The organism is Paraburkholderia sp. J69-1 (genome assembly GCF_905220255.1).
GTDB lineage: Bacteria > Pseudomonadota > Gammaproteobacteria > Burkholderiales > Burkholderiaceae > Paraburkholderia.
Genome location: NZ_CAJMZG010000005.1, coordinates 1 through 21080, shown reverse-complemented (window position 1 = coordinate 21080; position 21080 = coordinate 1). Strand labels below are relative to the sequence as shown.

Sequence of the window (21080 nt, the reverse complement as noted above, 5' to 3'; positions counted from 1 at the left end):
TTTCGCTGCCTTGTCAGGCGTTTGCGCGTGCGAAAAGCACCCCGGCCCGATGGTGCAACCGCTCGACCTGTCGTACCTGCCGAAGCACTATGACACCCTCGGGGCAAGTTCCCAGACATTGAACTATTCCCCCTGGTACATCCACGAGTGGAGTATCGAGGGTCCAGAAGGATCAGGTGTGCAGGGAGGCGGTCCGAATGTCATGCCGGTAAAGGCGGACAACAAGCCTTCTGGTGGTGGAGCGCAAACATGCTGCAGCGATATTCCGTCTGCGTGGCAACCAGACCTGACGCTGACGGTGCGCTGGCTGGTGGACAAGAAGCAGGATGGTAAAACGCCTGGTTACTGGTACAAAGCGGAAAATGTTCGTATACCAAAATATAGAGGGAACATGGGAGGGCTCTGGGCAGTTTTTCTGCCCGGCGACCGTGTTCGCATCATGGTGGCAGATGGCCAGAAAGGTGGCGCAAACGACCCGGGATTACGTCCCGAAAATAGCGATCGGTATATTGCTCAAGGCATAGCAGATCAGGAATGGAACCGGTTATACCGGATCGGAGCAAGCAAAGAATGAGCCTCAGATTGATAGGCCGAATTTCGTGTCAAGCGCGACATGCAATCCGTGTGGTGGCATTCGTTGCCGCACTTGGCCTCGGCGCCTGTGACAAGCATCCCGGCCCGATGGCGCAATCGCTTGACCTGTTAAATCTGCCCAAGCGCTACGACACGCTTAGTGTCGGCGCTTCGACATTGAACTATTCCCCTTTCTACATTCACCAATGGGCGATTGAAGGTCCAGAAGGGTCAGGAGTGACCGGCGGGGGGGCAAACGTCTTTCCAGTCGAGGCAGATGGCAAGCCGTCTGGCGGTGGGGGGGATATGTGCTGTAGTGACGTGCCTTCTGCCTGGCAGCCAGATCTAAAGATAACAGTGCGTTGGCTGGTGTATCGGAGCGAGGATAAAACAACGAATTGGTACAAGGCAGAAAACGTCCGGATACCAAAGTATGGGGAGGTAATGGGTAACCTATGGGCCGTCTTCCTGCCGGGTGACCGCGTCCGCATCATGGTGGCCGATGGCCAGAAGGGTGATGCGAACGACCCTGGCGTACGCCCCGCTGACGACGATCCCTACATCGCTCAAGGAAATGTCGATCAGGAATGGAACCGGTTGTACAGCGATGGAGCAATTGCACAATGAGCTTCAGAATAACAGGGCGACGGATGCTCAACGCGATGGCGAGCTATGCCGCTGATCGCGGGGCGAACCACCGCGCCTCACGCGCACCGATTTGGCGCTGATATTCACTCTCCACGTCCGCGGATCCGGTACTTGTATTCAACAGAGCTTTTCAGAAACTGATGGCTCGCCATTGGACGAGCCAGCGAAGTATCAGCAAAAGTCAGGAACCTTCTCCCGCGCAACTCGCCTCAGATCTAGGAGGTTTATCGCTCCAGTATCATCGATGACGTAGCCACACTTCGCACTTTTTAGTGATCCGTGAATTGATACTCCGTCGCTGATATCCTTGCTGGCGAGGGCCAACAGATTGTACAGCTTGCCGTTAAATAGCATAAACGGTGCAGTACGGTAAACGGCTCCCGGATAATTTGAAACGATAAAGTAGTTGATGTTTTCACTGTTTGCTCCGTTTATAACGACTCTGCTTGGAGAGTCATTTGCCGGAAGTACGATCGTTCCACTTTGCACTCCAATCCCGCCGCCTGTAACCTCTATGGTTGCATCCGTTTCGTGTCTTGAGTACGTCTCGCAAGCGAGTTCCGGGTTTCCGGGAACAGGGCAAACAGGCATCACCACGCGAAATTTATCTCCGCTGACGCCATCTAATTTTCGGAAGTTTCGATCAAAGACGGTTTTCCCATCGGTGACGAACGCTTTCGACAGGATTCGGATGTTCGGACCAATTCCAGACATCAATTCCGCGCGATCAAAATCAATTCTGAAGACTCGCTGTCCATTGATCGCCAGGCGGTCTATCGACGCTAGCTGATCGACGAACAGATGGACGGGGAATTCCGGAGACATCTGTTTGATGGCGCGTCCGAAGAGGAAAATGTGGTTCTTGTCGAGAGACCATTCGTATGCAACGCTATCTCTATCTCCCTCGGGGACGAAGCACCTAAATGTCGCGATGTCAGCGTTTTCGATCCGGACGGGCGTATAGGGGAAGTTCCCCGATTCGTCATCAAACGCGTGCGATATCAGGTAAGCGTGTTGGCCGTCTGTTGCATACCGGCCCCCGCATAAACCCGGCTTTTCGTTGTCCATCAGACTCAATTCTCGATCCGGTGTAATCTGGTAATAATCGCGCTCTCGATGTATTTCATAGTGCCTCAACCACTGCGGCAGAAGGCATTCCGGATCGAACCCGGGAACATCGCCCCCGCCACAATAAGGACCTTGGCTCACATTGCGGAAATGCACAAGGTATCCGCCGCCATTCACTGTCGCGAACCCTTCTGCGTCTGTCGCGCCGGATATGTCGCTATAGTCGTCCTGAGTTTGCCCTGCAAATTTCAATACTTTCACGGACTGTGACTTGCAAGGCTGCTCTTTCACCTTCGTCCATGAGTGGATCGAGCCCGTAAACTCCTTGCCTTTGGCTGGTCCGTACCATGTCTCCTGACAGGTCGACGTTGTGTACGCGTGCGCGGAACACACAATTGCGAAACCGGCAAGAAAAAGCAGACTCTGTGTTAACGCCTTCGACACGTAAGCAAAGATCCGGAGAGATTGGTCCATGGATGCGCCTTTCACCATTTTCTTCTAATCTGTGTTGGAGTCGATGCTGGTACAGTTTCCAGGTGCTTCGACGAAGTCCTCTTCCAGCGAAAGGTTGAGGTCATCAGCGATCACGAAACGGCCGAAGGAATTTCCTATCAATAGTTCATATCCCGTTAATAGCCGGACAGTCGGTTCGAATTCCTGTGGAACGCAGTAAGCGCAGAATTCTCTAGCCTTTTAGGCCGAATAAAAATAGCTGTTTGGATTTCAATTGACGTCGCTTCAGGTGATTCCTACATTTGGTTTTAATTTAAACTGATTGCACAGACCCTTGGGACGGTCTAGCCGGATGTCGATCATGGGAGGGGTTTCCGGTGCTTCACGAACGACAACTCGGATTGAGGGTATATTACCGACTATGTATTTTGAGTCGAATTTCTATGGGACATAGTGCCTTGAATAGATATTTATAATATATTACTCTATCTCGCTCTTTTCAAGATTGAAGTAAAGAAATTTAAAAACTCATATCGCATAATTCAGAAAGGGGATGGGGGTGAGTACGCTGAACATCGTGAGCGCGTGCGAGGTGAATTGCTCTAGCAGGATCGACTCCTCAAGCTGGATACCCCGATCGGGGATAACGTGTTGCTACCGCAACGGATGGCAGACCGGTCGCGGATTGGCCGGGATATCGATTTTGCTCTGGCTGTCCTGTCTACGATCACCGGTGTATCTACAACCACCTGTGGACAAGTTGAGCAATGCTTTGTAGCGTTGTGCAGATCGCGCAGGATGTGCCGGAGTCCTCATGTTGAAAAGTTTCGGAAAATTTATCGTATTCCTTGTAGGTACGTGCGCCTGTTCCATGGTGTTTTCCGTGGAAGCAACCATGAATAGTCCCTTGCTGTCCAAGTCGCGTCCTTGGTGTATCGGCCGCTTCGTGTTCGACCGGCCAGCGACGAGTGAGATCTCGAACCAGCGCTACGCGTTTCGCGGCGAGAAGCTGGAGACGAAGTACAGTTCTTCGGATTCCTACTATCAAAGCCAGGTGAATGACCTCGATAAAAAACTTCGCACCAGTGAGAGGGTGAACCCTGGAACAAATTCGAAAACAGGGCATGCGTGGCTGGAGAAGGCATTTTCCCCCCGACGTGATTCGAAGGTGTTCGTCTACCGTGAATTCGATGCTTCGTCGTCGGATCTCAACTACAAGACTGAAGGTTACTTCTTCGACAATGGGAATCTGTTTCATACGTCGGGGCGGATTGGTGCGCCCGCGTTAGGGCGGGTCGAGGATATCTACAACGACACGTACCGCCGGATCAAGACGCGTGATAACTGGTCGGTGCCGGCCGAGTCTGGTTTCTGCTTCGATGGCGGAATCATCACCGGCTCTTCGCGTTACACGGAAGAAGTAAGTCAGGTCTTCGCACTGATGCCAGGACGGCCCGCTCTTCTTGTGATCCAGATGCGTGATGCTGTGGACTCAGATCAGAACGAGCCCCTTAGCAAGACGTTGCCCCAATTGCGAGCGCAGATGGATCGTGCGCCGGTTCAGTATCGTATCTTGCGAGAGGGGAAGCGTGTCGTCGCGGGGATGGATGCCGAGGAAGTGCTCTTCGAGCTGAAGGAAGGCGGAATCACATCTTATCGATTCTATCTGCTCGCGCCGGGTGATGAACATACTTTGGCCAAGCCGCACACTGCAATTCAACTGCTGCTGGGTGCGCCGGCCGCAGACTCGACGCCGGATCAGGCGACTTCGCCAGTTGACGAGGCTGGTGCGCTTCAGACATGGGACACGTTGTTGAACAGTTTGCGGCTACGCCCTGGTGCGGTGTGAATCGCCAGTAGAGCCTGCGCGAACCATGCCGGCGAAAACGTCATCCGGCACGACGGTCGGTACGCTTGTGTATCCGGTAACTCACTATCGCGTCAATGGCGTGCTCATGGTGTGGTGCGTGGTTTTCAATACAAAAACCAAAGTGGTTTGTCCGCTTCGGCAGCGTGGATGGTGCATCCATGCAGATTCGGCAATCACCGACCCACCGCAGCGAGCCACAGTTGATCCGGGCGATGCACCTGTGACGCGGCTTCCGTTCTTGCAGCGGGTGGCCAACGCGGTTGTGAACGATCCGGCAAATCAACGCTCTGGTGCATTGGGTAGCGGGACCGTCACTTTCACGCGCAGCTTCATTAGTTGACGTTGTGTGTCGATAATACGAATTGTTTTTACGGAGAGTTTCGGTTTCCGTTGACGCATTACCGATCGACAATCGGGTCGAGGTCGTCATCGCCCGGCAGATGCGAACAGTCCATGACACCGCAGTCTTCCGACTGGCTGATTACGGCCCGACTGTGGGCGACGGCTGGGTTATTGCCGCGTTCGAGCCAGCATCGGACAGCGGCGTGTCGAACGTGCCGGGAGAGTACGTTCAGGCCGAGACCGGCAAAGTGGTCCAGCCTGCCGGCAGCCAGACAATGGTCCGGATGAAAGGCGCGTGGCGCGTTATCGAGGCCGCCGATGGGTCGCTGCCGGCATCGACGCCTTATGACTGGTCAAAGCCATTGCTACATCGCGTCCGCGTAAAGCAGCCCGAGAACTACTATCCGCTGTTCACGGCAGGCGGAGCAGCCGTATTCGAATGGGAGCCAACAGCTCAAGGCGAGCAGCAGTTTGGTGCCGTACGCATGATCTACCCGGAGTGGGCGCGTGACGCGGCTCAACTGCTGCAATCCGCCGCGACCAGCGACGCCGCGATAGCAGCTCTTGAAAAGGCAGGGCCGGCTTCGGCGCAGGCCGATGTACTGCTGGGATCGCCCAACGGACTCACAGCCACCATCGCCCTGCGCACGCTGCTGCACAGCGACAGCCCTCAAGCGCTGGTCGCACGCATGCCCGCTTTGCTGCGCGATTCGGATGCGCGCAGGCTCGGAGTATTCGTCTACGCGTGTCTGATGGAATCGGACGCGGCTATCCGTGAATTGCTAGTTCCGGTTATCCGCTCCGAAATCGAATCGACGACGGACGCGAACCGCCTAGGCGCTATTACCTATGCCGCATATGCCGCGTCGAACTACAGCCGCTTCGACCAAGACAAGCGCCAGACTGCGATCGACGTCGTAGCGGACGTTCAACGCCGCGGCGCCGCGCTGCATGTACCCGTGAACGCCACCGCGCCGTGGACCTTGATCTTCGAATGGCTGGGCGTGCCGCCACCGCACACGTTTGTGCGCTGAATGCCTTGATGGATCGCATTGAAACCCCAGGAGCACTAGAGCGATGACCGCGACCGCTGACATCATCGAGGCGCTGCAAGGCGGCTGGACCCAGAACAACCGGTTTCTGCACATCAACACGACGCTCGGCAGCGACGTGCTGATGGCCGAGAAGGTCGAAGGGTGGGAGTCGATCGATCACGGCGGCTTTCGCCTGCACGTCAGCGCGCTGACGACGAATATCGCGCTGCCTGTCGAGACAACTATTGGCGCGCCGGTGTTGCTCGAATGGCGGCAATCGGATGCGGATGACAACTGGCATCCGTTACATGGTCATATCGTCGTTGTAGAGCGCACTGGGCATAACGGCGGACTTGCACGCGAACAGTTCGTGATCGAGCCGTGGTTGTCGGTGCTGCACCAGCACGTCGATAGCTATCACTATCAGAATGCCAGCGCCATCGATATCAGCGAACAGATCTTTCGCTACTATTCGCGCGGCGTGGTCGCGCCCGCGTGGCGCTGGGCTCTTGCCGATCGAACGATATACGCGAAGCGCAGCCTGACTGTGCAGGCAGGCGAATCAGACTTCGATTTTCTTGCCCGATTGTGGTCGGAAGAAGGCTTGTTCTATTGGTTCGAACATAAGTCAGATACCGGATCGACGAGTTTCGGCGCCCATACGCTCGTGCTGTGTGACGCGAATCAGGGCTTCACGCCCTCGACACCCGAAGCAATTCCATTTCACCAGACCGGCGAAAGCGATCCGGCCGGAGTGATCACGCACCTGATGCCCAAGCGGCGCTGGCGGACCGGCTAGGTCGCGCGCACGAGCTGGGACTATCGCAGCCTGTCCGCGCGGCCCACCGAGGCGCGCGTGCAAGGCGCCGTCGTGCCCGGCGAGGACCGCGATGTCGCGGCGCCGTACGCGTACCAGACGACCGCCCTGGGCGATCGTTGGTCTCGTCGAAGCGGCGACCGAGCGCGCGCTGGCCTTCGCTGCATTGCGCGGCATCGGCATGCTGTTGGGGTGGGAAGCGACAGTTGGGCTGCTCGTCGTTCAGGGATTGATATGGTATTTCACACCAAACGCGCTCGAGAGCTGATGCGCGCGATGCGCGTTCGGAACCGGGCGCGAAAAGGATTTTTTGTCGATCACGACGTTCAACGCTACACCGACAAGGACATCAAGTTGCAGGTCACCGAATATTCGACATCGCTTGCGGCGGTACAGTGACTTGCTGAAACGGGCCGCCGGACGAGCCGTGCGCAGTACGCGTGTGCGCCGTCCGGCACGGGTCGACATGATGTTGACCATTTGACAGGAACAGACAGGAACAACCAGATCAGATGGAACGAAACAGAATTTTGCGCGGGCGCATCAGCAAACTGCGGCGAACCAAGGTCACGCGCGATTTCATGCGCACCGAGAACCAGCGCATTGCGACAGAGATTGGCACCGTGGCGCTTGGGCTGTCAGGTATGACGGCGCTGTCCGTTGGCCTCGCGGTTTCGGCCGGTCAGAGCGCCGAGGAGGTCGACAAGGTCGAATTCGACATCGACGGCGTGCATGTGGAAGGATGGCTCTGGCGATGCCCTTTCCGTGAAAACGATGAGGTGGAAGTCGTGGTCGAGCAGTCTGGAGCCGGCGTAACCTGCTTCGCAGTGCGGCGCGTGGAGGATGGACTGATCGCGGTCTATCCGCATTGCACGAGCGGCCGCCGGGCTTATCTGAAGACGGTACTCAAGGTGTGCCTGTCTTTCCTGCTGCCCTGGATAGCCGTAAGTGCTTATCTGTTCTTTGTGAAGGCCCTGTTGCTGACGCTGCCACAGAAATTTTTCTATCTTGGCGTTGCAGCGTTGATTCCCGCGTTATTTCTGCTCTTTTTTGCTGTCTCAGGTTATCGGAAGGATCGCTTGTTCATCGCACTGTCGGAGCAGATTTTCGCGACTTTCGGCTGGGATGATCCACCGGGAATCAACTTGAAGAGGACATCGAAGGGCAAGCGGCGACCGAACGATGGCTCGGGTTACGGACTATGGATTTTCCGCCATTGAAGCTGATGAACCCGTGTGACGATCCTGGTCCTGGGGGAACTTGCCGTATCGATTCCCTTGTGGCGAGGGCAGCGAAAGTTGGTGCCGCTTTCAATAGCGCGGTTATCCTGGAGCACTCACGATTCCTGCTTCTGTGAATGAAGGACTTCGCAAGTACCGAACCCGTTACTACGTTGGCCATGTGCTGGCGTTAGTAGACGGCGTCCAGTACGAGCAGCATACCGGCCAACAACTTGCTCCAGAAGACAACGTGATGGTTTCGCTGTTTGCGGGCACGGAAGACGTTGCGCTTGCGCATGCGGGGCCCTGGCTGGTTGATCCGAAGAGGGTGACCACCCATTTGGCCGATCTGGGCGATCTGGAACTTGCCAGCCCTGGTGTGATATGGCTGATTGCTTCGGAGCATATCGAGCGAATCGCAGAAAAGTTGCAATCGCATCTGAATATCAAAACTTCAACGGGCGATCTGCCCTGTTGCGATTCTGGGACCCCAGAGTGTTGCATGCACTGAATGAAGTCTGCCGCGACAAGAACGGGCGCGATCTGTTCAGGATCGCCGAAGCATGGCACTACCTTCACGAAGGACATCGATTCACTATCGACGAAAATGGAACTTACTGACGAGCAATGGGCGCTGCTAAAAGTCCATGAAGACCAAGAACTATGTAGCTGGAGTGCGCCGCGATATCGTGCGCCAATACCACGCACTGGCTGGCGACCCCACTTTGCGGGACAGGCTGAACGAAGCCTATGCACAGGCGAATGCATTGGGCTTTACGCATGACGGTCCGATAGTCGATTTTCTCTATGTGGAAGCAAACACGCCGGGGTTCTACAAGATTCCTGCGGTTGCAGCATGGCTCGACGAACCCGGCGTTCCGGGTAAGCAGCGATTCGAAACATTGCTGCAGGTCATGCACAGGAAACAACGGGACATGAAGGAGAAACACTGATGGTCGGTATCTTTCCGCCTGGACTCGCAACTGCAGGCAACGCACTCGCGCAGACAATGCCTGAAGGCATGACCGTGCCGCCTCCACTTATTGCCGGTCCAACCGGTGGCGCGGATGCGGATGCAGATATTAATGCAGGATCGGGGGCGCCAGCTCGCGACCGGTCCCGCGACCGGCAATGCAAGTGCCTAGCGGCTAAAGGCAATATGGCCCCCGTACCTTATGTAATGTCCGATCTTTCAGCGCAGTACCAACATTTTGTAACTGGTTTTCCGCCAAAAATGGAGTGGAAATTCAGCAATAAGGACTTCGATGGCTTCGTGGAGCCAAGATGTCGGTTGCAGGAACCCAAGGCAAAATACGAACTTTTCTTCGATAAAAATGGCAAGCCGAAATTCTTTTTCTTTTATGGGAAGGGTCCAAACAATTCAGGGAAAAATCCAAGCTCGCTTATGACGGAATAATGAATCATGACAATGAGCAAAGCAACGTTATTTCTGCCTATCAGCCGTCCAGTTTATATTAGCATATGATGCAAGAAAACTTTTATGCATGGGCTACCGAAGAATTTGGCGGGAAGGGTTTGCCAATAACTACTGAATTTATGCCAATGCCGGCATAGGAAAATGAGAATCATGAATAATCAAGATGAAGATATTCTCGACATTGAATTGAAGCTTACGTTTCGAATGAAAAATTCTCCGATGCCGACTCGCGATCAACAATGCGAAGACGTTTGGCGATTTGCGCAGTCGCTGGAACGCGTCGGATTAGAAATGAATCAATGGTTTGTAATGGGCGATCCGAATGCCACTGCGTTTACCAACGCTGGGCCGTCTGATTTTCTTGTTGATTCCCTGTCTGGCGAACCAGATTTGTCCTCCAGTCGTACCTATATATGGAATGGAAGGGAGGGGAAAGGTGGCGCTGGGTTCGGCGCAACCTATGATTTGAAATGGCTATCAAAGTTTGATTTCAGAGCAGATGGCTTTGATTGCTTACGTTCTTATGAGAGTGTCATCAATCTCGTTGACGGAGCGCTAAGGATCTGGCCGGGCTTGGTGGTGCAAGTTGGCCCCTATGCGTATTCCACACGCGAGAAGGTTTTTCCCGACCGTCCCGGCGTCGGCTGGATGCTCTATTTGCCGCGCGCCCTCACACCGGCACAAGTGCCCGAAGCTCATGCCTTGGTGCCCGTTATACGCGATGGGCAGCAGCAAGGCACGATTATCGTCAGCGTGAAGGATGAGGTGTTCGACGTGAGCAATCGCGAGCACGTCAAGACTGCAAACGATATCGAAATCCGCCTTGCCGATCAGGACTTGTTGCCGCGATACAGTGATCTTTGATTGGTATCGCAGATTGATCATTGGCGAACTGGCGGGTCAGAAAGCGCGTGTAGCCCATCCAATGCCTGAACGTCCCAAACTCGTGCTCAACAGGCCGCCTTCGCAACGTCATTGCAGCCGGCATTCTGTTCATCCTTCGCTGCCGCCTATGAGCGCGAAGGCGATCAGGACGCGGCACGGGGCGCATATGAACATACCATGCGCCGGCTCGGCAATGGAACCTAAGCGTGACCGCGAGTCCGTTCATGCAGGGGCAAGTCCAACTGTCAACTACGTGCCCACTCTGCTCACCGTCGCGCAGTCCATCAATCATTTTTTGCAGGGCTACAGGTGCCAAGAAGCGGACGAAGTAGGCGGGCGGTTCCGTCGTGACACTCGCCGTCTCAAACTGAGTCAGTCCAGCGTCGAGCGCAGCGTCGATTGCCGACTGCCGGGATGCAAAACCGGGCACCCATTTGCCTGCTGCGTTCTTGTAGACGAATGTGGTTTGCCTCATTTACGTTCTTTCCTTTAATACGGAAGCGGCGCGTTTTCGGCCAATCACCAGCATTGACTCTAATGTCATGTGTCCACGTGGACACGTAGCATCTGTGAGTCACGTCCTTGATGCTAGGGCGTTGATAAATGACTGCTTACGGTTGATTACTCTGCGTGTGACAGCCTTCAGGCCCACGTCACAAAGCTCTACCAGGATCCGGGGATGCGCGGTGCATCGTCCCATTCTGGACGACGTTCGTTCGCCAGCAATTTCATTGAGCAAGGGTATGTATCGAGACTGTGCAGCAGCTTCTAGTCCACACATATGGAGCACGTGCGGGCCTATCTGACCGTCCGCGAAAAAGCTCCGGCAGATGTTTTGCGACGTGTTATGAGAACGATCTACAATTAGGGTCAAATAAACATGTACAACTATTTGTACAGGTTGAGCCAGTGTGCTACAGTTGTACCTGTATCGGTACAGGTTAGCCATGAAGGAGGACATATGCGTACCATCCCATTCACCGACGCTCGCGCCAATTTGAAGCGCGTCATTGACCAGGTCGTTGATGATGTGGACGTAACGCTCATTACGCGCCGCGACGCACCCAATGCCGTTGTCATGTCCCAGGATCATTACGATAGCTTGATGGAAACGGTCCATCTCCTGCGCTCCCCTGCAAATGTCGCCCATCTGGAACGCTCTATCGCGCAGGCACGCGCTGGCAAGGTGAAGCCCCGCAAGTTGGTTGATGACAGCGAATGAGCGACGCTTTGAACATCATGTGGACTGCCGAGGCTTGGGACGATTACGTCTACTGGAAGGGGCAGGACAAAAAGACGTTGAGGCGCATCAATCAACTTATCAAGGATATGCAGCGATCCCCATTCGAAGGCATCGGCAAACCCGAGTCTCTGAAGGAAAACCTTACGGGTTTTTGGTCGCGACGCATTGACGAAACGAATCGCTTGGTCTACGAAGTCGCGAGTACGCAAATCAATATCGTTTCGTGCCGCTACCACTACTGATAGACGGGCAAACCGGTGCCGCCCCATGTCGCGTTATTTTCCGGGCCGAGACGACAGCATCGACGCAATGCGTCGTGCGAAAAAATGAAAAGGCGACACCGCGATTGTGGCGGCTCCGACACCTGAACGAATGAAGATTTCCTTCATTGCAAGCTGCATCCTGTAGTAGGTGATTTTTGGCCCTGCTGCTCGGAAACTACACCGGCTGGGCCAGTACTGGGAACGGATATGTCCACATTGACCGCTGCACTCGCTTTGCGGTCCGCGATCAACATGCTTCGCGGCTCGGCAGAATCGCGCAAGGTGCAGTGAGGCGATCCACACGACCGAACCGCGTACGAGTTCTGCACCGCGGCTGAGAAAACGATCCGCAATCAAACTTCGAGCGCAATCTCAGTACGATGATGCGGCAAACGTGCTCACGAAACTTCTCGCAGATTCCTGATCGGGATTCGAGCTTGGCCTATTACTCCTGTTTGGCATCTCGAATCACCGACGCCCAAAGTAGCGCTGCGGCTGCAATCCAAAGGCAGGTAAACAGGAGGTGAAGATTCTGTAGATCGGCAAACTGTATCGGACTTTCGAAACTGCAACGCTGAGGGAGGCCGCAGGATGAGTGAGCGTCGATGGAGCGCAGAGATTCGTCGCTTCGAATTTTTCCAGGCACGTGAGCAAAGCAGGGCTATGCCTCAGTGCAATATCCGCGTCTTTAGCGAAGTTGTTCGGTATGTGAATTTGAATCGATGCTTGTTGGTTGGAACGACCAAGAGCAGTTGCCTCAGGGCGACCGGTTCTTCGTCCGATCGTCGCAACTGCGGACCTTCATAATTACGGTGCAGTTCGGAAAAGACTCGGCGAACGGCAACCAGCACTTGCTCTGTTCACGCCTCGGACCTTGCCAGGCCGTTGGCAAATTCGGCAAAGCGTGGGAGGCCTTCGGCCCCCACGCCCTGTTCGACGGCTTCAAGGACTTGCGCGATGAAAACATCTGCGGGCGCGCACGCCAGCTGACCGTCCAACACGCTGAACGACGCAGTGGCGATCCCGGCGTGGACGCCCCAGCGCGACAGGCCACGGTAGGCACACTGGTAAAGGTAGAGGAGATCGCCAACCTCTGCCGCTCTTAAGACCGACGTCGAAGCCACGTCTGCGCCCATAACGGTGCCAATCCATATTTTTCAAATATGCCGACTGCCGCTCAGCTTGACCAATTGGGATTGAAGATCCAATATCAAGGCACTCTTCTGCCTGAGTACCAGGGTCTCAGTTTCGCGCGCACAGATGGCTCGCCGATTCCGAATAGCACGATGCGTTCTGTTGTTTTTATCAAGAAGTGAGGTGCGAGATGAAGATCATAAAAGACTGCTGGGCAATGCTTGGCGCATCAGAGTGCCAATACGGTGCCCATTTATTTGATGGCTCGAATGCGACGATTTATGTAAATCATTGGCTCGCCGCATTCGGCAGCCTCGATCAATTTTTTTGGCGCAGAAATTCCGACGGATTCGTTGGGCATTGTCTATTGGTTTTCCTTGGTGTTGAGCACTTTCGTTTCATCGTCAATCCTTATGTGCGGGAAAAGGGCGAGATGGTTTGGCGTGATCCTATTAATTTTATTTATTCAGGAGCAACACAAGAAAAAACTTTCAGGCATGAGTTGGAGGGGAGTCTCTTGGGGTTTTCCTCATCCGTAAGTATTGTGGTCGAGGCGCGGGAATTCGAACTACACATATTGGGTGAGAATGAACCTGCGCGTCTAGCTTGATTTCCTATTGCCACAAACACGGCAGATGCGGTTCCTGGCCGACAGACGCCGGTTCGCCATCATCGAAACGGTGTGGCTGATCGAGAACAACATTCCGGGTTCCAGTCATCATGCGAACTTTCCGCACAGCCGCCAGTGTAGACATCCAGGACAACCAGGCCTGGGCGCTCGACACGACCTATATCCCGATGGCGCGCGGCTTTGTGTATCTGACGGCGGTGGTGGACTGGGTCAGCCGCAAGATCCTCGCGCACCGCGTGGCGATCACGCTGGAGGCCGTGCATGCCGTTGACGCACTGGAAGAAGCGTACGCCCGCTATGGGCACCCCGACATCGTGAACACGGATCAGGGTAGCCAGTTCACGGCGGGAGCCTTCACCGAGGCGGTGCTGGGCCGAGGCATCCAGCTGTCGATGGACGGCAAAGGCGCCTGGCGCGACAACGTGTTCGTCGAGCGCGTGTGGCGCAGCATCAAGTACGAAGAGATTTATTTGAGAGCCTACGAGTAGGTCAGCCACGCCCGGCGCTCCATTGGCCAATACATTGAGCTGTACAACCGCAAACGTCCTCATTCGAGCCTGGCGGATCAGACGCCCGATGAGGCATACTTCGCGACGCTGCCAGCGATCAAATCGGCAGCATGATCGCCCCGGACGTTCCACTTAAAAATCTCGGGACCCTGTCCGAAGAAGCGGCGCCACCTCTGGGCCAGTCGGGTTCGGGGCGCAGTCCTTCTACCTGCTGCGGCGGCGGGTAGAGCTGTGTTTCGAGTTCGTCGTCGGACAACGTCGCCGCCTGCGGCCAGCTCAGGCCGGCACGCTGCATGCGCCGCACATACTGTCCGACAGTGGTCGGCGACGCGCCGACCGCCCGGGCAATCTCCCGCTGCTTGAACCCGCAGTCGAAATGCAGGCGCAGCACTTCACGAATTTTACGCATGGTCAACGTTGGATATGCCATGTGGTCTCTCGACGAAATCGTCGAGCGTGCCACGGTTGACCCGCGTCGCTAGCTCACGAGGTTACTGTCCAGCTTCGTGTGAAATCGCTGTCCAGCTTGCCGTGAAATCCGTGTCCAGCTTCGCGTGAAATGTCTGTCCAGCTTGCCGCGAAATCGCTGTCCAGCTTGGTGTGAAATACGCAGTCGCGCATCTGCTTGGCGCTCGCCAGCATCCGCAGCAGGCCTATCGTACATGCCTGGGTGTGCTACGTCTCGCCAAGGACTATGGCAATGAGCGGCTCGAAGCCGCCTGCAGTCGCGCCGTCGATCTGAAAGCACCGAGCTACAAGTTCATCGCATCGACGCTGAAGAACGGTCTGGATCAGCAACCTTCGCCAGTTGCCCAGGCCGACCTGCCTCTCACGCACGCCAACGTGCGCGGGCCAAACTACTACCATTGAAGGAGAAGTATGCTCAGACATCCGACCATCGAGAAGCTTCACGAGTTGCGCCTGAGCGGCATGGCCGCCGCGCTCACCGAGCAGCAGGGACTCGCCGACCTCGAAGCGATGAGCTTCGAGGAACGACTCGGCCTGCTCGTTGAGCGCGAATCCAGCGTACGCGAATCACGACAGACTACGGCGCGGCTGCGCCGCGCGAAACTGAAGTTCCCTGATGCCGTGCCCGAGGACATCGACTACCGCTCGGCTCGCGGACTCGACCGCAGCCTCATCGGGCAACTGCTGAGCGGCAACTGGATTCGCGAACGCAACAGCACCGTGATCATCGGTGCCACCGGCCTTGGCAAGACCTGGCTGACCTGTGCGCTGGCCAACCAGGCATGTCGTCAGGGCTTCTCGGCGCTGTATCTGAAGATGCCACGGCTTAATGAGGACCTCGCCATCGCCCACGCCAGCGGCCGATATGCGCGGCTGCTGGCGCAGTGGGCAAAGACAGACGTGCTGCTGATGGACGACTTCGCAATGGCACCGATGAGCGACGGTGCCGGGCGCGACCTGCTCGAGATACTTGATGACCGTCACGGGCATCGTTCAACGCTCGTGACAAGCCAGATTCCGGTTGAGAACTGGCACGCCGCACTTGGCGATCCGACGCTCGCCGACGCCATTCTCGATCGGCTCGTGCACAACACTTACCGCATCAATCTCAGTGGCGAATCGATGCGCAAACGCAAAAAGAGTTTGACCGCCAATCCACAGTCAGAGTAAAAATCGAAAACCCCGCGTCGCTGCGCTCCGACTGCCCAGCTTCGCGCGAAACAACCGTCCACCTTCACGCGAATCGCGTGTCCAGCTTCCGCGAATTACGCATCGTGACGAAGCCGGCCTGCTGAAGCTTTTCGATCTTGACGGCGGCTGGTTCCTGGATTACCGCTCGGCACTCTTCCGGGATGTCCACGCACTGAGCCTCGCACATCTCAGAGCCGTTGACCGTCAGTGACGGTGTGCGCCCCTTCAGAGACGTTCGTTGCATTGCCTGCTGAACGGCTGCTCTCGGGGTAGCAACGGCATTAACGGCAAATGGGCCCGACGAGGTGCTTGGCCGGTGACAAACGTTGCGGAGTGCCACCACCACCACGTGGTTCGCATGGTGGGAAAAACGTCTCCCTTTCTGAAATCGTACCAAGGGTGCAGCCTTTTTTAGCTAGGCATGCCTCGATCTTTACCAGGTTGAATAAGCAGTCGATTATCCATGAGCCGATTCCTGCATTGATCAGCGAATTCGATAGCTAGTTGTGGATTGAGGGTAAAGGCATCAGCTTGTGATTCCGTGATCTCGTAATATTCCTCATAGTCAACGAGTCGGTTGCTAACTGGGATCGAGAGATAGAATTTTCCAGAATCCAGTTCCTGACCTAAAGAGTAGCGATGCTCACGCGAAAAATAGTTGTCTTCGAATCTCATACGGAAATCCATAAATCTGACGTCAAAAATCGACAAGAGTTGAAGTATAGCGCGTGTCGGGTAACCCGCCGGCATCGATCACCGCCTCAAGATTGCCTGTCGGAAGCTTACCGCCAGGAATCCAGAATTCGTTTGCTCCCGCCTCATTGCCCGACGGTATCCGAAGATTCAATTCTCGTGGATTGGCTATATCGATACGATATAACTGGTTGCTGGAAAGAAAATCTTTAGGAAGACCTAGTGCCTCTTCCATCGCTGCTGGATTGCCTCGCGTCGAGTTGAGTAAGGCGTCAGCCTCAGTCTTGGTCATGACAAAGGACGTTCCGTCTCTTTGCGCAATTCCGTACTTGTCAAGATTCGCCTTCGTCATATACCGTGCTGCGCCGTCATCGAATTGCGATAGATGTTGTTCGACGTAAGAAGGATCGAGGTAATCCTTGGCAGCCGGGCGCTCGCCCTTAGGCGTCGCCAGGATGTCTCTCTCCGTGTAGCCTGCCAGATACTTTTCATCGGAACTACACGAAGCTAATCCCAACGGGTCCGTTGATTTTAGAGGGTCGCACACATAGCCCTGAGTACGAATGCCCCCTGTCAGGGCTATGGGATCTGGGCTTAGATATTGCCCGGACTCAGGGTCATAGTATCGATTGACGTTGTAGTTAAGCCCGGATTCTTCGTCGCTCCATTGGCCGGGGAAGCGTAATGTGGTGTCTATCTCTGTCGTGAGGGACCCGGTAGATGACGTGGGTCGGAAGCGAAGCAATCTGCCCCAGAGAGAGTATGACGGTTTCCAGACTGCGGTTCCGTCTGTCCCGAAAATCGCTTTCGGCAACCCATTCTGATCTGCAATGAGCGGGAACATGCCGCTGTCCGTTTCCTGCGCCAACGGCTTGAAACTATTTGCCTCAATGTGCCAGGTTACCGCTTGGGTCGTCGTGCCGTCGTGTTTTTCGATCCACCGCTCCGCCAGTGCGAAGCCTTCCCACATAAAGCGGGTTGCTTCTTTGCATCCCAACTGTTGTTTCGAAATACGTCGGTGAAGGGCGTCGTAGCGATAGATCCAGACGCCGCGTGCCGGCGTTGTGACCTTTACCAGGCGATTAAGGCCATCCCATTTGTATTGCCATGTTTTTGGCCGGAATCCCGGGAGTTCAACCGTCTTCGCGACTGTACGGCCGCGCGCGTCGTATTGATAGCGTGTGTAGCCGATGCGCTCTGGAAGACCTCCCCGACGGTAGTAATGAGTGTCGACAGCTCCACTTTGACCGTGAGCCGATATGTTCATTGCGGCGTCATACGCAAAGTGTTCGGGCGACTGGAGCAGGCTTTCTACTTTGACAACCTGACCACGCTCATCGCGCTGATAGAGGAATGTATCAGCCTCAGTTTCGCATCGTTCAAGCTGACCCGCAGCGTCAAACTGATAGAGATTGCGGGTCAGTTGTGCAAAGGCGCAGGCTGGCGCCTCCTGCATCGTTTCCAACGCCGATCTGGGGCCAGCAATTTGACGCTGTATTCTCTCAAACGCATCGTAATGCTGCTTCGCGATGAAGTCGCCAGATTGACGGCAAACTTCCCGCCCGAGCATGTCACGTTCGATGGAAAGATCGCCAATTTGCGTCAATGCACCGACTCCATCGTAAGCGTAGGCTGTTTCGCGGTGTGGCGTGATCCGCAGTCGGCGTAGTCCATTTGCGTCGTAAATGTGCCTCAGCAATTCGCCGTGCTGGTCTTCACCAGATCGCACTTGACGAGGTCGGTGACGCGCGCGACCGGCTTGCCTCCAAAGAAGACGTTGCCGGAGCCCGTCATGATCTGGCCGCAGTTGCTGCCCATCTAACGGCGTACCGATACGGCGCGAGGGGCGAGCTGCTCCGCGTCATTAAGGGCGAGCGCGAGACGCGCCTTGACTACGATGAGCGCCTGCGTCTTACCGGGATCGGCTTGCCGGGAGGCGCTCGCTTCAAACGCAACGTCGATGTATTCGGACGCGTGCTCAAGCAAACTGCGCCTGACGGTCACGTCACGTCTTTCGACTACACAGCCGATGCCGACAATCCTCGAGGTTCGCTGCGCGCTGTCACGAACGCGGACGGCTCGATTTCACGCTCGCGATACAACGAGGAAGGTCTGCCGGTTGAATGGATCGACCAGTTAGGGCGATCTACCAAACGCAGCTACGGGCCCTTCGATCTATTGATTGCATCCACCGATGCCGCAGGTTTGACGACACGCTTCGAATACGACCACGCTACACGGCTGACAAAGGTAAAGTACGACAGCGATCTGGCGCCCGCTGATCGAGTGAATGTTCTGCTGCAACTTCGGCTCGCGTTGCGTGATGCCGAAAAAAGTTTGAACAAGACAGAGTTTGGTAAATTGTACAAGGAGGCGCAGAGCGTTCCAGGCCTGAGCGGCGACATCCTGAACGCCATTTATTCTCCATCGAACGTCAGCGCCACAATCGCATCCGGAGCCGGGGCGGTGATGTCGCAAGTTCAAAAGGCTTCGACATCCGAATTGCTTGAACTACCCGACGATGTACGCGCCAAGCTTTTAGCCTGGGCGAACAAAGGTGGCAATCAGGGCATCAAGTCATTCCAGAAGCGATTTGGGAAAACACTTCAGTTGCTTCGTGTTGAAGGGCAGTGGGTTGTCGAGATCCCAGTCAACAAAAAAGCGGCAGGCTACGTCATCAAGGGGCGTAGCGCACAAAATGTCATGCGAATACCGGCCTATCGCCAGGCGACGCTGGACGCACTCGAAGCTCGTAACAAACTGAACCTCGACGGTTTTGGAAAGTCCATGGGCGGTCAAATCACCGGGGTAGGTGTCGGCGGGTTGCTCGCATTTGGACCTCAAGCCATTCTGGACGCCATTGATGCGGACAATATGCATCAGTTCGCAAGTCTGGAGGCGCATAGCCAGCCTGCCAACGCAGCCGGGTGGCTGGCGGGTTGGGCAGCAGGTGCGGTGGCACCGGCGGTGGCGGTTATGATCGTCGGTGCGCCTGTCGAGCTTCCCGTTATTGCTGTTCTTGCCATTGGGTATGGCGTGGGTATTAGCGCCCAGATTGTTTTTTCACATCTGTATGGCAAGCAAGTTGGCGACGCCTGGGATGAGTTCGCTGCTAAACATCATTGGTAAAAGACATATGGAACGCGAATTGATCCGCTTGCCGTTATTGCTGTACTTTCTCTGCCTTGTGACGGGAGGGTTGACTTCCGGCTGTTTCCCGATCCTCACCTGGGTGCTTGTGCCGGTGCTGTTTGCCGCGCTTGGCTTGAGCATCATGGCTGCATTTTTTACAGTGCGATATTCCTGCTATCAGGGAACCGTTCAGGCTCTCCTGGCGCTGTTCTTTGTTTTTTTTATCCTGATGACGACGCAAACTGCGCTTGAGTCGTGGATTCCAGCGCCTGGGCCTGTGCTTGTCGCGGGCATTTACTTCGTGATTCTCGCCGTGATTTATGGTGTTCGCTACCAGACTGAACGACAGACCAACTGGCACGATTTCAAACAGACGTTCAAAAGTCCGACGCTCGCGATTGAAAATGGAAAGGTCAAGCGCTTTGGACGGCAGACAAAAGGCGAGCGGCGCGTGGGGCGTTCCGGACTGGCGGCGAACTTCGGTGCGGGCCTTGGCATGGCGACGACAAGCGTGGTCGGCGCCGTGGCTGGTGCGCGGGGGAAAGAGCTTTTGCTTTGGGTGGTCGTGGCTGCCTTCATGGTGACGCCATTCCTCCTGTTACGCTTTCTTGTCCCCTATAGCGTAGGCATTCGCGAGGTGATGAAAGTTGAGCGTGATCGCGCGGTACGTCTGGAACTCGACAACGCGGATGCGCTCCAGCAAGCACGCCGGCGAAACTTTTTTGCGCGTTTGCTCAACTCGCGGTTGCGGACTCCGGTTTGACCGTCAACGCTTGCGCCGGCCGGGAGAGTCGTGCCGTTTCGTCACTCTATTGCCCTGCGTTCGTCGGAGCTGGTAGCGCGTGCGACGACCGGATTGACGATCGCCGCGGATTCGAGCGCAGCCCCATCTGCCCGGTAGTCGCCGATGCGCCCCAGCGCGAGCGCGATCGTCAGGCGATAGCGCAGCGCCCACGCGTACGTGATCCAGTACATTTCGACGTGCGCTTTCTGGAAGCTGTCGATCGCTGCGTCGATCGCTGCGTCGATCGCTGCGTCGATTGCCGTGAGCGCGCTGTCGTAGTCGTCGTTCGACGACAGCGCGAGCGCCCGTCCCATATCCACTTCCGCACTCTGCACGGGAGTCGGCTTCAGATCTGGCCGGTGGTCGGCGTCCCAGCGCAGTTCGTTGGCGTAGTTAAGCGCTTCAGTGTCGAAATAGTCAGTTGCGAGCGAATCGAGTAACCCATCGCTTGCTTCGCCGTCTGGCGTATTTCTTAACTGACGACGCCCCGCCTGCTCGTGATCCCGCGGGGCGGCGTAGGCCGACTTCGACGAAGCGGGCGATTCGATGTCTTGAGATGTTGGTGCGTGACCGCATGACATACCGGACAAGGTCACCAGGACCAGCATCACAAAAGATAGGGGAAAACGGCCGCGCATCTGCAGATGTGGGCTCCATGCTTTCGTTTGACTGTCGCGACGGGAG

The 21080-nt window shown here is 55.8% G+C and carries 23 protein-coding genes and 4 pseudogenes; 19 read left to right on the top strand and 8 right to left on the bottom strand.

The features are described 5' to 3' along the window. The first annotated feature begins 49 nt into the window (after positions 1-49). Positions 50-574, top strand: a complete 525-nt coding sequence (locus U5A67_RS10410) for a DUF3304 domain-containing protein (protein ID WP_321813910.1) — start codon at positions 50-52, stop codon at positions 572-574. Positions 575-681: 107 nt separating this feature from the next. Further along, positions 682-1200, top strand: a complete 519-nt coding sequence (locus U5A67_RS10405; RefSeq protein WP_321959690.1) for a DUF3304 domain-containing protein — start codon at positions 682-684, stop codon at positions 1198-1200. Positions 1201-1392: 192 nt separating this feature from the next. On the opposite strand, the gene U5A67_RS10400 is transcribed toward U5A67_RS10405, so the two are convergent. Continuing rightward, positions 1393-2763: a DKNYY domain-containing protein gene (locus U5A67_RS10400; protein WP_321813908.1), complete on the bottom strand. Its 1371-nt coding sequence runs from the start codon at positions 2761-2763 to the stop codon at positions 1393-1395. Between the two features lie 874 nt (positions 2764-3637). On the opposite strand from U5A67_RS10400, the gene U5A67_RS10395 reads away from it, so the two are divergent. Genes U5A67_RS10395 through U5A67_RS10380 form a run of 4 tightly spaced genes read left to right on the top strand, consistent with a single transcriptional unit; the run spans position 3638 to position 6787 of the window. Next, positions 3638-4591: a T6SS immunity protein Tli4 family protein gene (locus U5A67_RS10395; RefSeq protein WP_321813907.1), complete on the top strand. Its 954-nt coding sequence runs from the start codon at positions 3638-3640 to the stop codon at positions 4589-4591. A 25-nt stretch (positions 4592-4616) separates the two neighbouring features. After that, positions 4617-4952, top strand: coding sequence for a hypothetical protein (locus tag U5A67_RS10390; RefSeq protein WP_321813906.1), 336 nt, complete (start codon positions 4617-4619; stop codon positions 4950-4952). Positions 4953-4974: 22 nt separating this feature from the next. After that, positions 4975-5988, top strand: a complete 1014-nt coding sequence (locus U5A67_RS10385; protein ID WP_321813905.1) for a hypothetical protein — start codon at positions 4975-4977, stop codon at positions 5986-5988. A gap of 43 nt (positions 5989-6031) precedes the next feature. Then, entirely contained in the window at positions 6032-6787 is a 756-nt protein-coding gene (locus U5A67_RS10380; protein ID WP_321813904.1) for a type VI secretion system Vgr family protein, read from the top strand. A gap of 240 nt (positions 6788-7027) precedes the next feature. Here the strand turns inward: U5A67_RS10380 and U5A67_RS10375 are convergent, their stop codons facing one another. Continuing rightward, positions 7028-7273 (bottom strand): hypothetical protein, encoded by a 246-nt coding sequence (locus U5A67_RS10375; RefSeq protein ID WP_321813903.1) that lies wholly within the window; start codon positions 7271-7273, stop codon positions 7028-7030. A 44-nt stretch (positions 7274-7317) separates the two neighbouring features. Here U5A67_RS10375 and U5A67_RS10370 point away from each other — a divergent pair, with 44 nt between their 5' ends. The 7 genes from U5A67_RS10370 (at position 7318) to U5A67_RS10340 (ending at position 11833) form a co-directional block, all read left to right on the top strand. After that, the gene (locus U5A67_RS10370; protein ID WP_321813902.1) at positions 7318-8025 is read left to right on the top strand and encodes a putative type VI secretion system effector; all 708 of its coding nucleotides are present in this window, start codon (positions 7318-7320) and stop codon (positions 8023-8025) included. A 133-nt stretch (positions 8026-8158) separates the two neighbouring features. Then, positions 8159-8536, top strand: a complete 378-nt coding sequence (locus tag U5A67_RS10365) for a DUF4123 domain-containing protein (protein WP_321813901.1) — start codon at positions 8159-8161, stop codon at positions 8534-8536. 136 nt (positions 8537-8672) lie between these two features. Next, positions 8673-8978, top strand: a complete 306-nt coding sequence (locus U5A67_RS10360; protein WP_321813900.1) for a hypothetical protein — start codon at positions 8673-8675, stop codon at positions 8976-8978. Continuing rightward, entirely contained in the window at positions 8978-9442 is a 465-nt protein-coding gene (locus tag U5A67_RS10355; RefSeq protein ID WP_321813899.1) for a Tox-REase-5 domain-containing protein, read from the top strand. Before U5A67_RS10360 ends, U5A67_RS10355 begins: the two co-directional genes overlap by 1 nt. Before the next feature lie 171 nt (positions 9443-9613). After that, positions 9614-10327 (top strand): immunity 52 family protein, encoded by a 714-nt coding sequence (locus U5A67_RS10350; RefSeq protein WP_321813898.1) that lies wholly within the window; start codon positions 9614-9616, stop codon positions 10325-10327. A gap of 982 nt (positions 10328-11309) precedes the next feature. Beyond that, a complete protein-coding gene (locus U5A67_RS10345) occupies positions 11310-11570 on the top strand; it encodes a type II toxin-antitoxin system prevent-host-death family antitoxin (RefSeq protein WP_321813897.1) in 261 nt (86 codons plus the stop codon). Continuing rightward, on the top strand, positions 11567-11833 hold the full coding sequence (locus U5A67_RS10340; protein ID WP_321813896.1) for a Txe/YoeB family addiction module toxin: 267 nt from the start codon (positions 11567-11569) through the stop codon (positions 11831-11833). The genes U5A67_RS10345 and U5A67_RS10340 overlap by 4 nt, the downstream gene beginning before the upstream one ends. A gap of 881 nt (positions 11834-12714) precedes the next feature. Here the strand turns inward: U5A67_RS10340 and U5A67_RS10335 are convergent. Beyond that, positions 12715-12990, bottom strand: coding sequence for a hypothetical protein (locus tag U5A67_RS10335; protein WP_321959689.1), 276 nt, complete (start codon positions 12988-12990; stop codon positions 12715-12717). Positions 12991-13178: 188 nt separating this feature from the next. Between U5A67_RS10335 and U5A67_RS10330 the strand changes: the two genes are divergently transcribed. Together U5A67_RS10330 and U5A67_RS10325 are read left to right on the top strand one after the other, a co-directional pair. Then, complete coding sequence (locus U5A67_RS10330; RefSeq protein WP_321813894.1) at positions 13179-13598, top strand: hypothetical protein; 420 nt, start codon at positions 13179-13181, stop codon at positions 13596-13598. A 152-nt stretch (positions 13599-13750) separates the two neighbouring features. Further along, a pseudogene (locus U5A67_RS10325) lies at positions 13751-14242 on the top strand (IS3 family transposase); the annotation flags it as partial. On the opposite strand, the gene U5A67_RS10320 reads toward U5A67_RS10325, so the two are convergent. Next, positions 14226-14558 (bottom strand): sigma factor-like helix-turn-helix DNA-binding protein, encoded by a 333-nt coding sequence (locus U5A67_RS10320; RefSeq protein ID WP_321813893.1) that lies wholly within the window; start codon positions 14556-14558, stop codon positions 14226-14228. The pseudogene U5A67_RS10325 and the gene U5A67_RS10320 sit on opposite strands and share 17 nt — an antisense overlap. A 179-nt stretch (positions 14559-14737) precedes the next feature. On the opposite strand from U5A67_RS10320, the pseudogene U5A67_RS10315 reads away from it, so the two are divergent. Beyond that, a pseudogene (locus U5A67_RS10315) lies at positions 14738-14998 on the top strand (IS21 family transposase); the annotation flags it as partial. Between the two features lie 9 nt (positions 14999-15007). Further along, a complete protein-coding gene (istB, locus tag U5A67_RS10310) occupies positions 15008-15766 on the top strand; it encodes an IS21-like element helper ATPase IstB (protein WP_321813892.1) in 759 nt (252 codons plus the stop codon). 432 nt (positions 15767-16198) lie between these two features. On the opposite strand, the gene U5A67_RS10305 is transcribed toward istB, so the two are convergent. From U5A67_RS10305 to U5A67_RS40695, 3 genes and pseudogenes are all read right to left on the bottom strand, one after another. Continuing rightward, the gene (locus U5A67_RS10305) at positions 16199-16462 is read right to left on the bottom strand and encodes a hypothetical protein (protein WP_321813891.1); all 264 of its coding nucleotides are present in this window, start codon (positions 16460-16462) and stop codon (positions 16199-16201) included. Positions 16463-16955: 493 nt separating this feature from the next. Then, a pseudogene (locus U5A67_RS10300) lies at positions 16956-18200 on the bottom strand (RHS repeat domain-containing protein); the annotation flags it as partial. Beyond that, a complete protein-coding gene (locus U5A67_RS40695; RefSeq protein ID WP_415767816.1) occupies positions 18173-18274 on the bottom strand; it encodes a PAAR domain-containing protein in 102 nt (33 codons plus the stop codon). The pseudogene U5A67_RS10300 and the gene U5A67_RS40695, both read right to left, overlap by 28 nt. 27 nt (positions 18275-18301) lie before the next feature. Here U5A67_RS40695 and U5A67_RS10295 point away from each other — a divergent pair. Both U5A67_RS10295 and U5A67_RS10290 read left to right on the top strand, forming a co-directional pair. Then, a pseudogene (locus tag U5A67_RS10295) lies at positions 18302-18733 on the top strand (hypothetical protein); the annotation flags it as partial. Positions 18734-19580: 847 nt separating this feature from the next. Next, complete coding sequence (locus U5A67_RS10290; RefSeq protein ID WP_321813890.1) at positions 19581-20375, top strand: hypothetical protein; 795 nt, start codon at positions 19581-19583, stop codon at positions 20373-20375. Positions 20376-20416: 41 nt separating this feature from the next. Here the strand turns inward: U5A67_RS10290 and U5A67_RS10285 are convergent. Continuing rightward, positions 20417-21080 (bottom strand): hypothetical protein (locus U5A67_RS10285; protein ID WP_321813889.1); only part of this gene is annotated, 664 nt, incomplete at its 5' end.

Coding starts and splice junctions, on each gene's coding strand:
- U5A67_RS10410 (WP_321813910.1), top strand. CDS start 50: ATGGTGCAACCGCTCGACCTGTCGTACCTGCCGAAGCACTATGACACC.
- U5A67_RS10405 (WP_321959690.1), top strand. CDS start 682: ATGGCGCAATCGCTTGACCTGTTAAATCTGCCCAAGCGCTACGACACG.
- U5A67_RS10400 (WP_321813908.1), bottom strand. CDS start 2,763: ATGGACCAATCTCTCCGGATCTTTGCTTACGTGTCGAAGGCGTTAACA.
- U5A67_RS10395 (WP_321813907.1), top strand. CDS start 3,638: ATGAATAGTCCCTTGCTGTCCAAGTCGCGTCCTTGGTGTATCGGCCGC.
- U5A67_RS10390 (WP_321813906.1), top strand. CDS start 4,617: ATGCCGGCGAAAACGTCATCCGGCACGACGGTCGGTACGCTTGTGTAT.
- U5A67_RS10380 (WP_321813904.1), top strand. CDS start 6,032: ATGACCGCGACCGCTGACATCATCGAGGCGCTGCAAGGCGGCTGGACC.
- U5A67_RS10375 (WP_321813903.1), bottom strand. CDS start 7,273: ATGTCGACCCGTGCCGGACGGCGCACACGCGTACTGCGCACGGCTCGT.
- U5A67_RS10370 (WP_321813902.1), top strand. CDS start 7,318: ATGGAACGAAACAGAATTTTGCGCGGGCGCATCAGCAAACTGCGGCGA.
- U5A67_RS10360 (WP_321813900.1), top strand. CDS start 8,673: ATGAAGACCAAGAACTATGTAGCTGGAGTGCGCCGCGATATCGTGCGC.
- U5A67_RS10355 (WP_321813899.1), top strand. CDS start 8,978: ATGGTCGGTATCTTTCCGCCTGGACTCGCAACTGCAGGCAACGCACTC.
- U5A67_RS10350 (WP_321813898.1), top strand. CDS start 9,614: ATGAATAATCAAGATGAAGATATTCTCGACATTGAATTGAAGCTTACG.
- U5A67_RS10345 (WP_321813897.1), top strand. CDS start 11,310: ATGCGTACCATCCCATTCACCGACGCTCGCGCCAATTTGAAGCGCGTC.
- U5A67_RS10340 (WP_321813896.1), top strand. CDS start 11,567: ATGAGCGACGCTTTGAACATCATGTGGACTGCCGAGGCTTGGGACGAT.
- U5A67_RS10335 (WP_321959689.1), bottom strand. CDS start 12,990: ATGGGCGCAGACGTGGCTTCGACGTCGGTCTTAAGAGCGGCAGAGGTT.
- U5A67_RS10330 (WP_321813894.1), top strand. CDS start 13,179: ATGAAGATCATAAAAGACTGCTGGGCAATGCTTGGCGCATCAGAGTGC.
- U5A67_RS10320 (WP_321813893.1), bottom strand. CDS start 14,558: ATGGCATATCCAACGTTGACCATGCGTAAAATTCGTGAAGTGCTGCGC.
- istB (WP_321813892.1), top strand. CDS start 15,008: ATGCTCAGACATCCGACCATCGAGAAGCTTCACGAGTTGCGCCTGAGC.
- U5A67_RS10305 (WP_321813891.1), bottom strand. CDS start 16,462: ATGAGATTCGAAGACAACTATTTTTCGCGTGAGCATCGCTACTCTTTA.
- U5A67_RS40695 (WP_415767816.1), bottom strand. CDS start 18,274: ATGACGGGCTCCGGCAACGTCTTCTTTGGAGGCAAGCCGGTCGCGCGC.
- U5A67_RS10290 (WP_321813890.1), top strand. CDS start 19,581: ATGAGTTCGCTGCTAAACATCATTGGTAAAAGACATATGGAACGCGAA.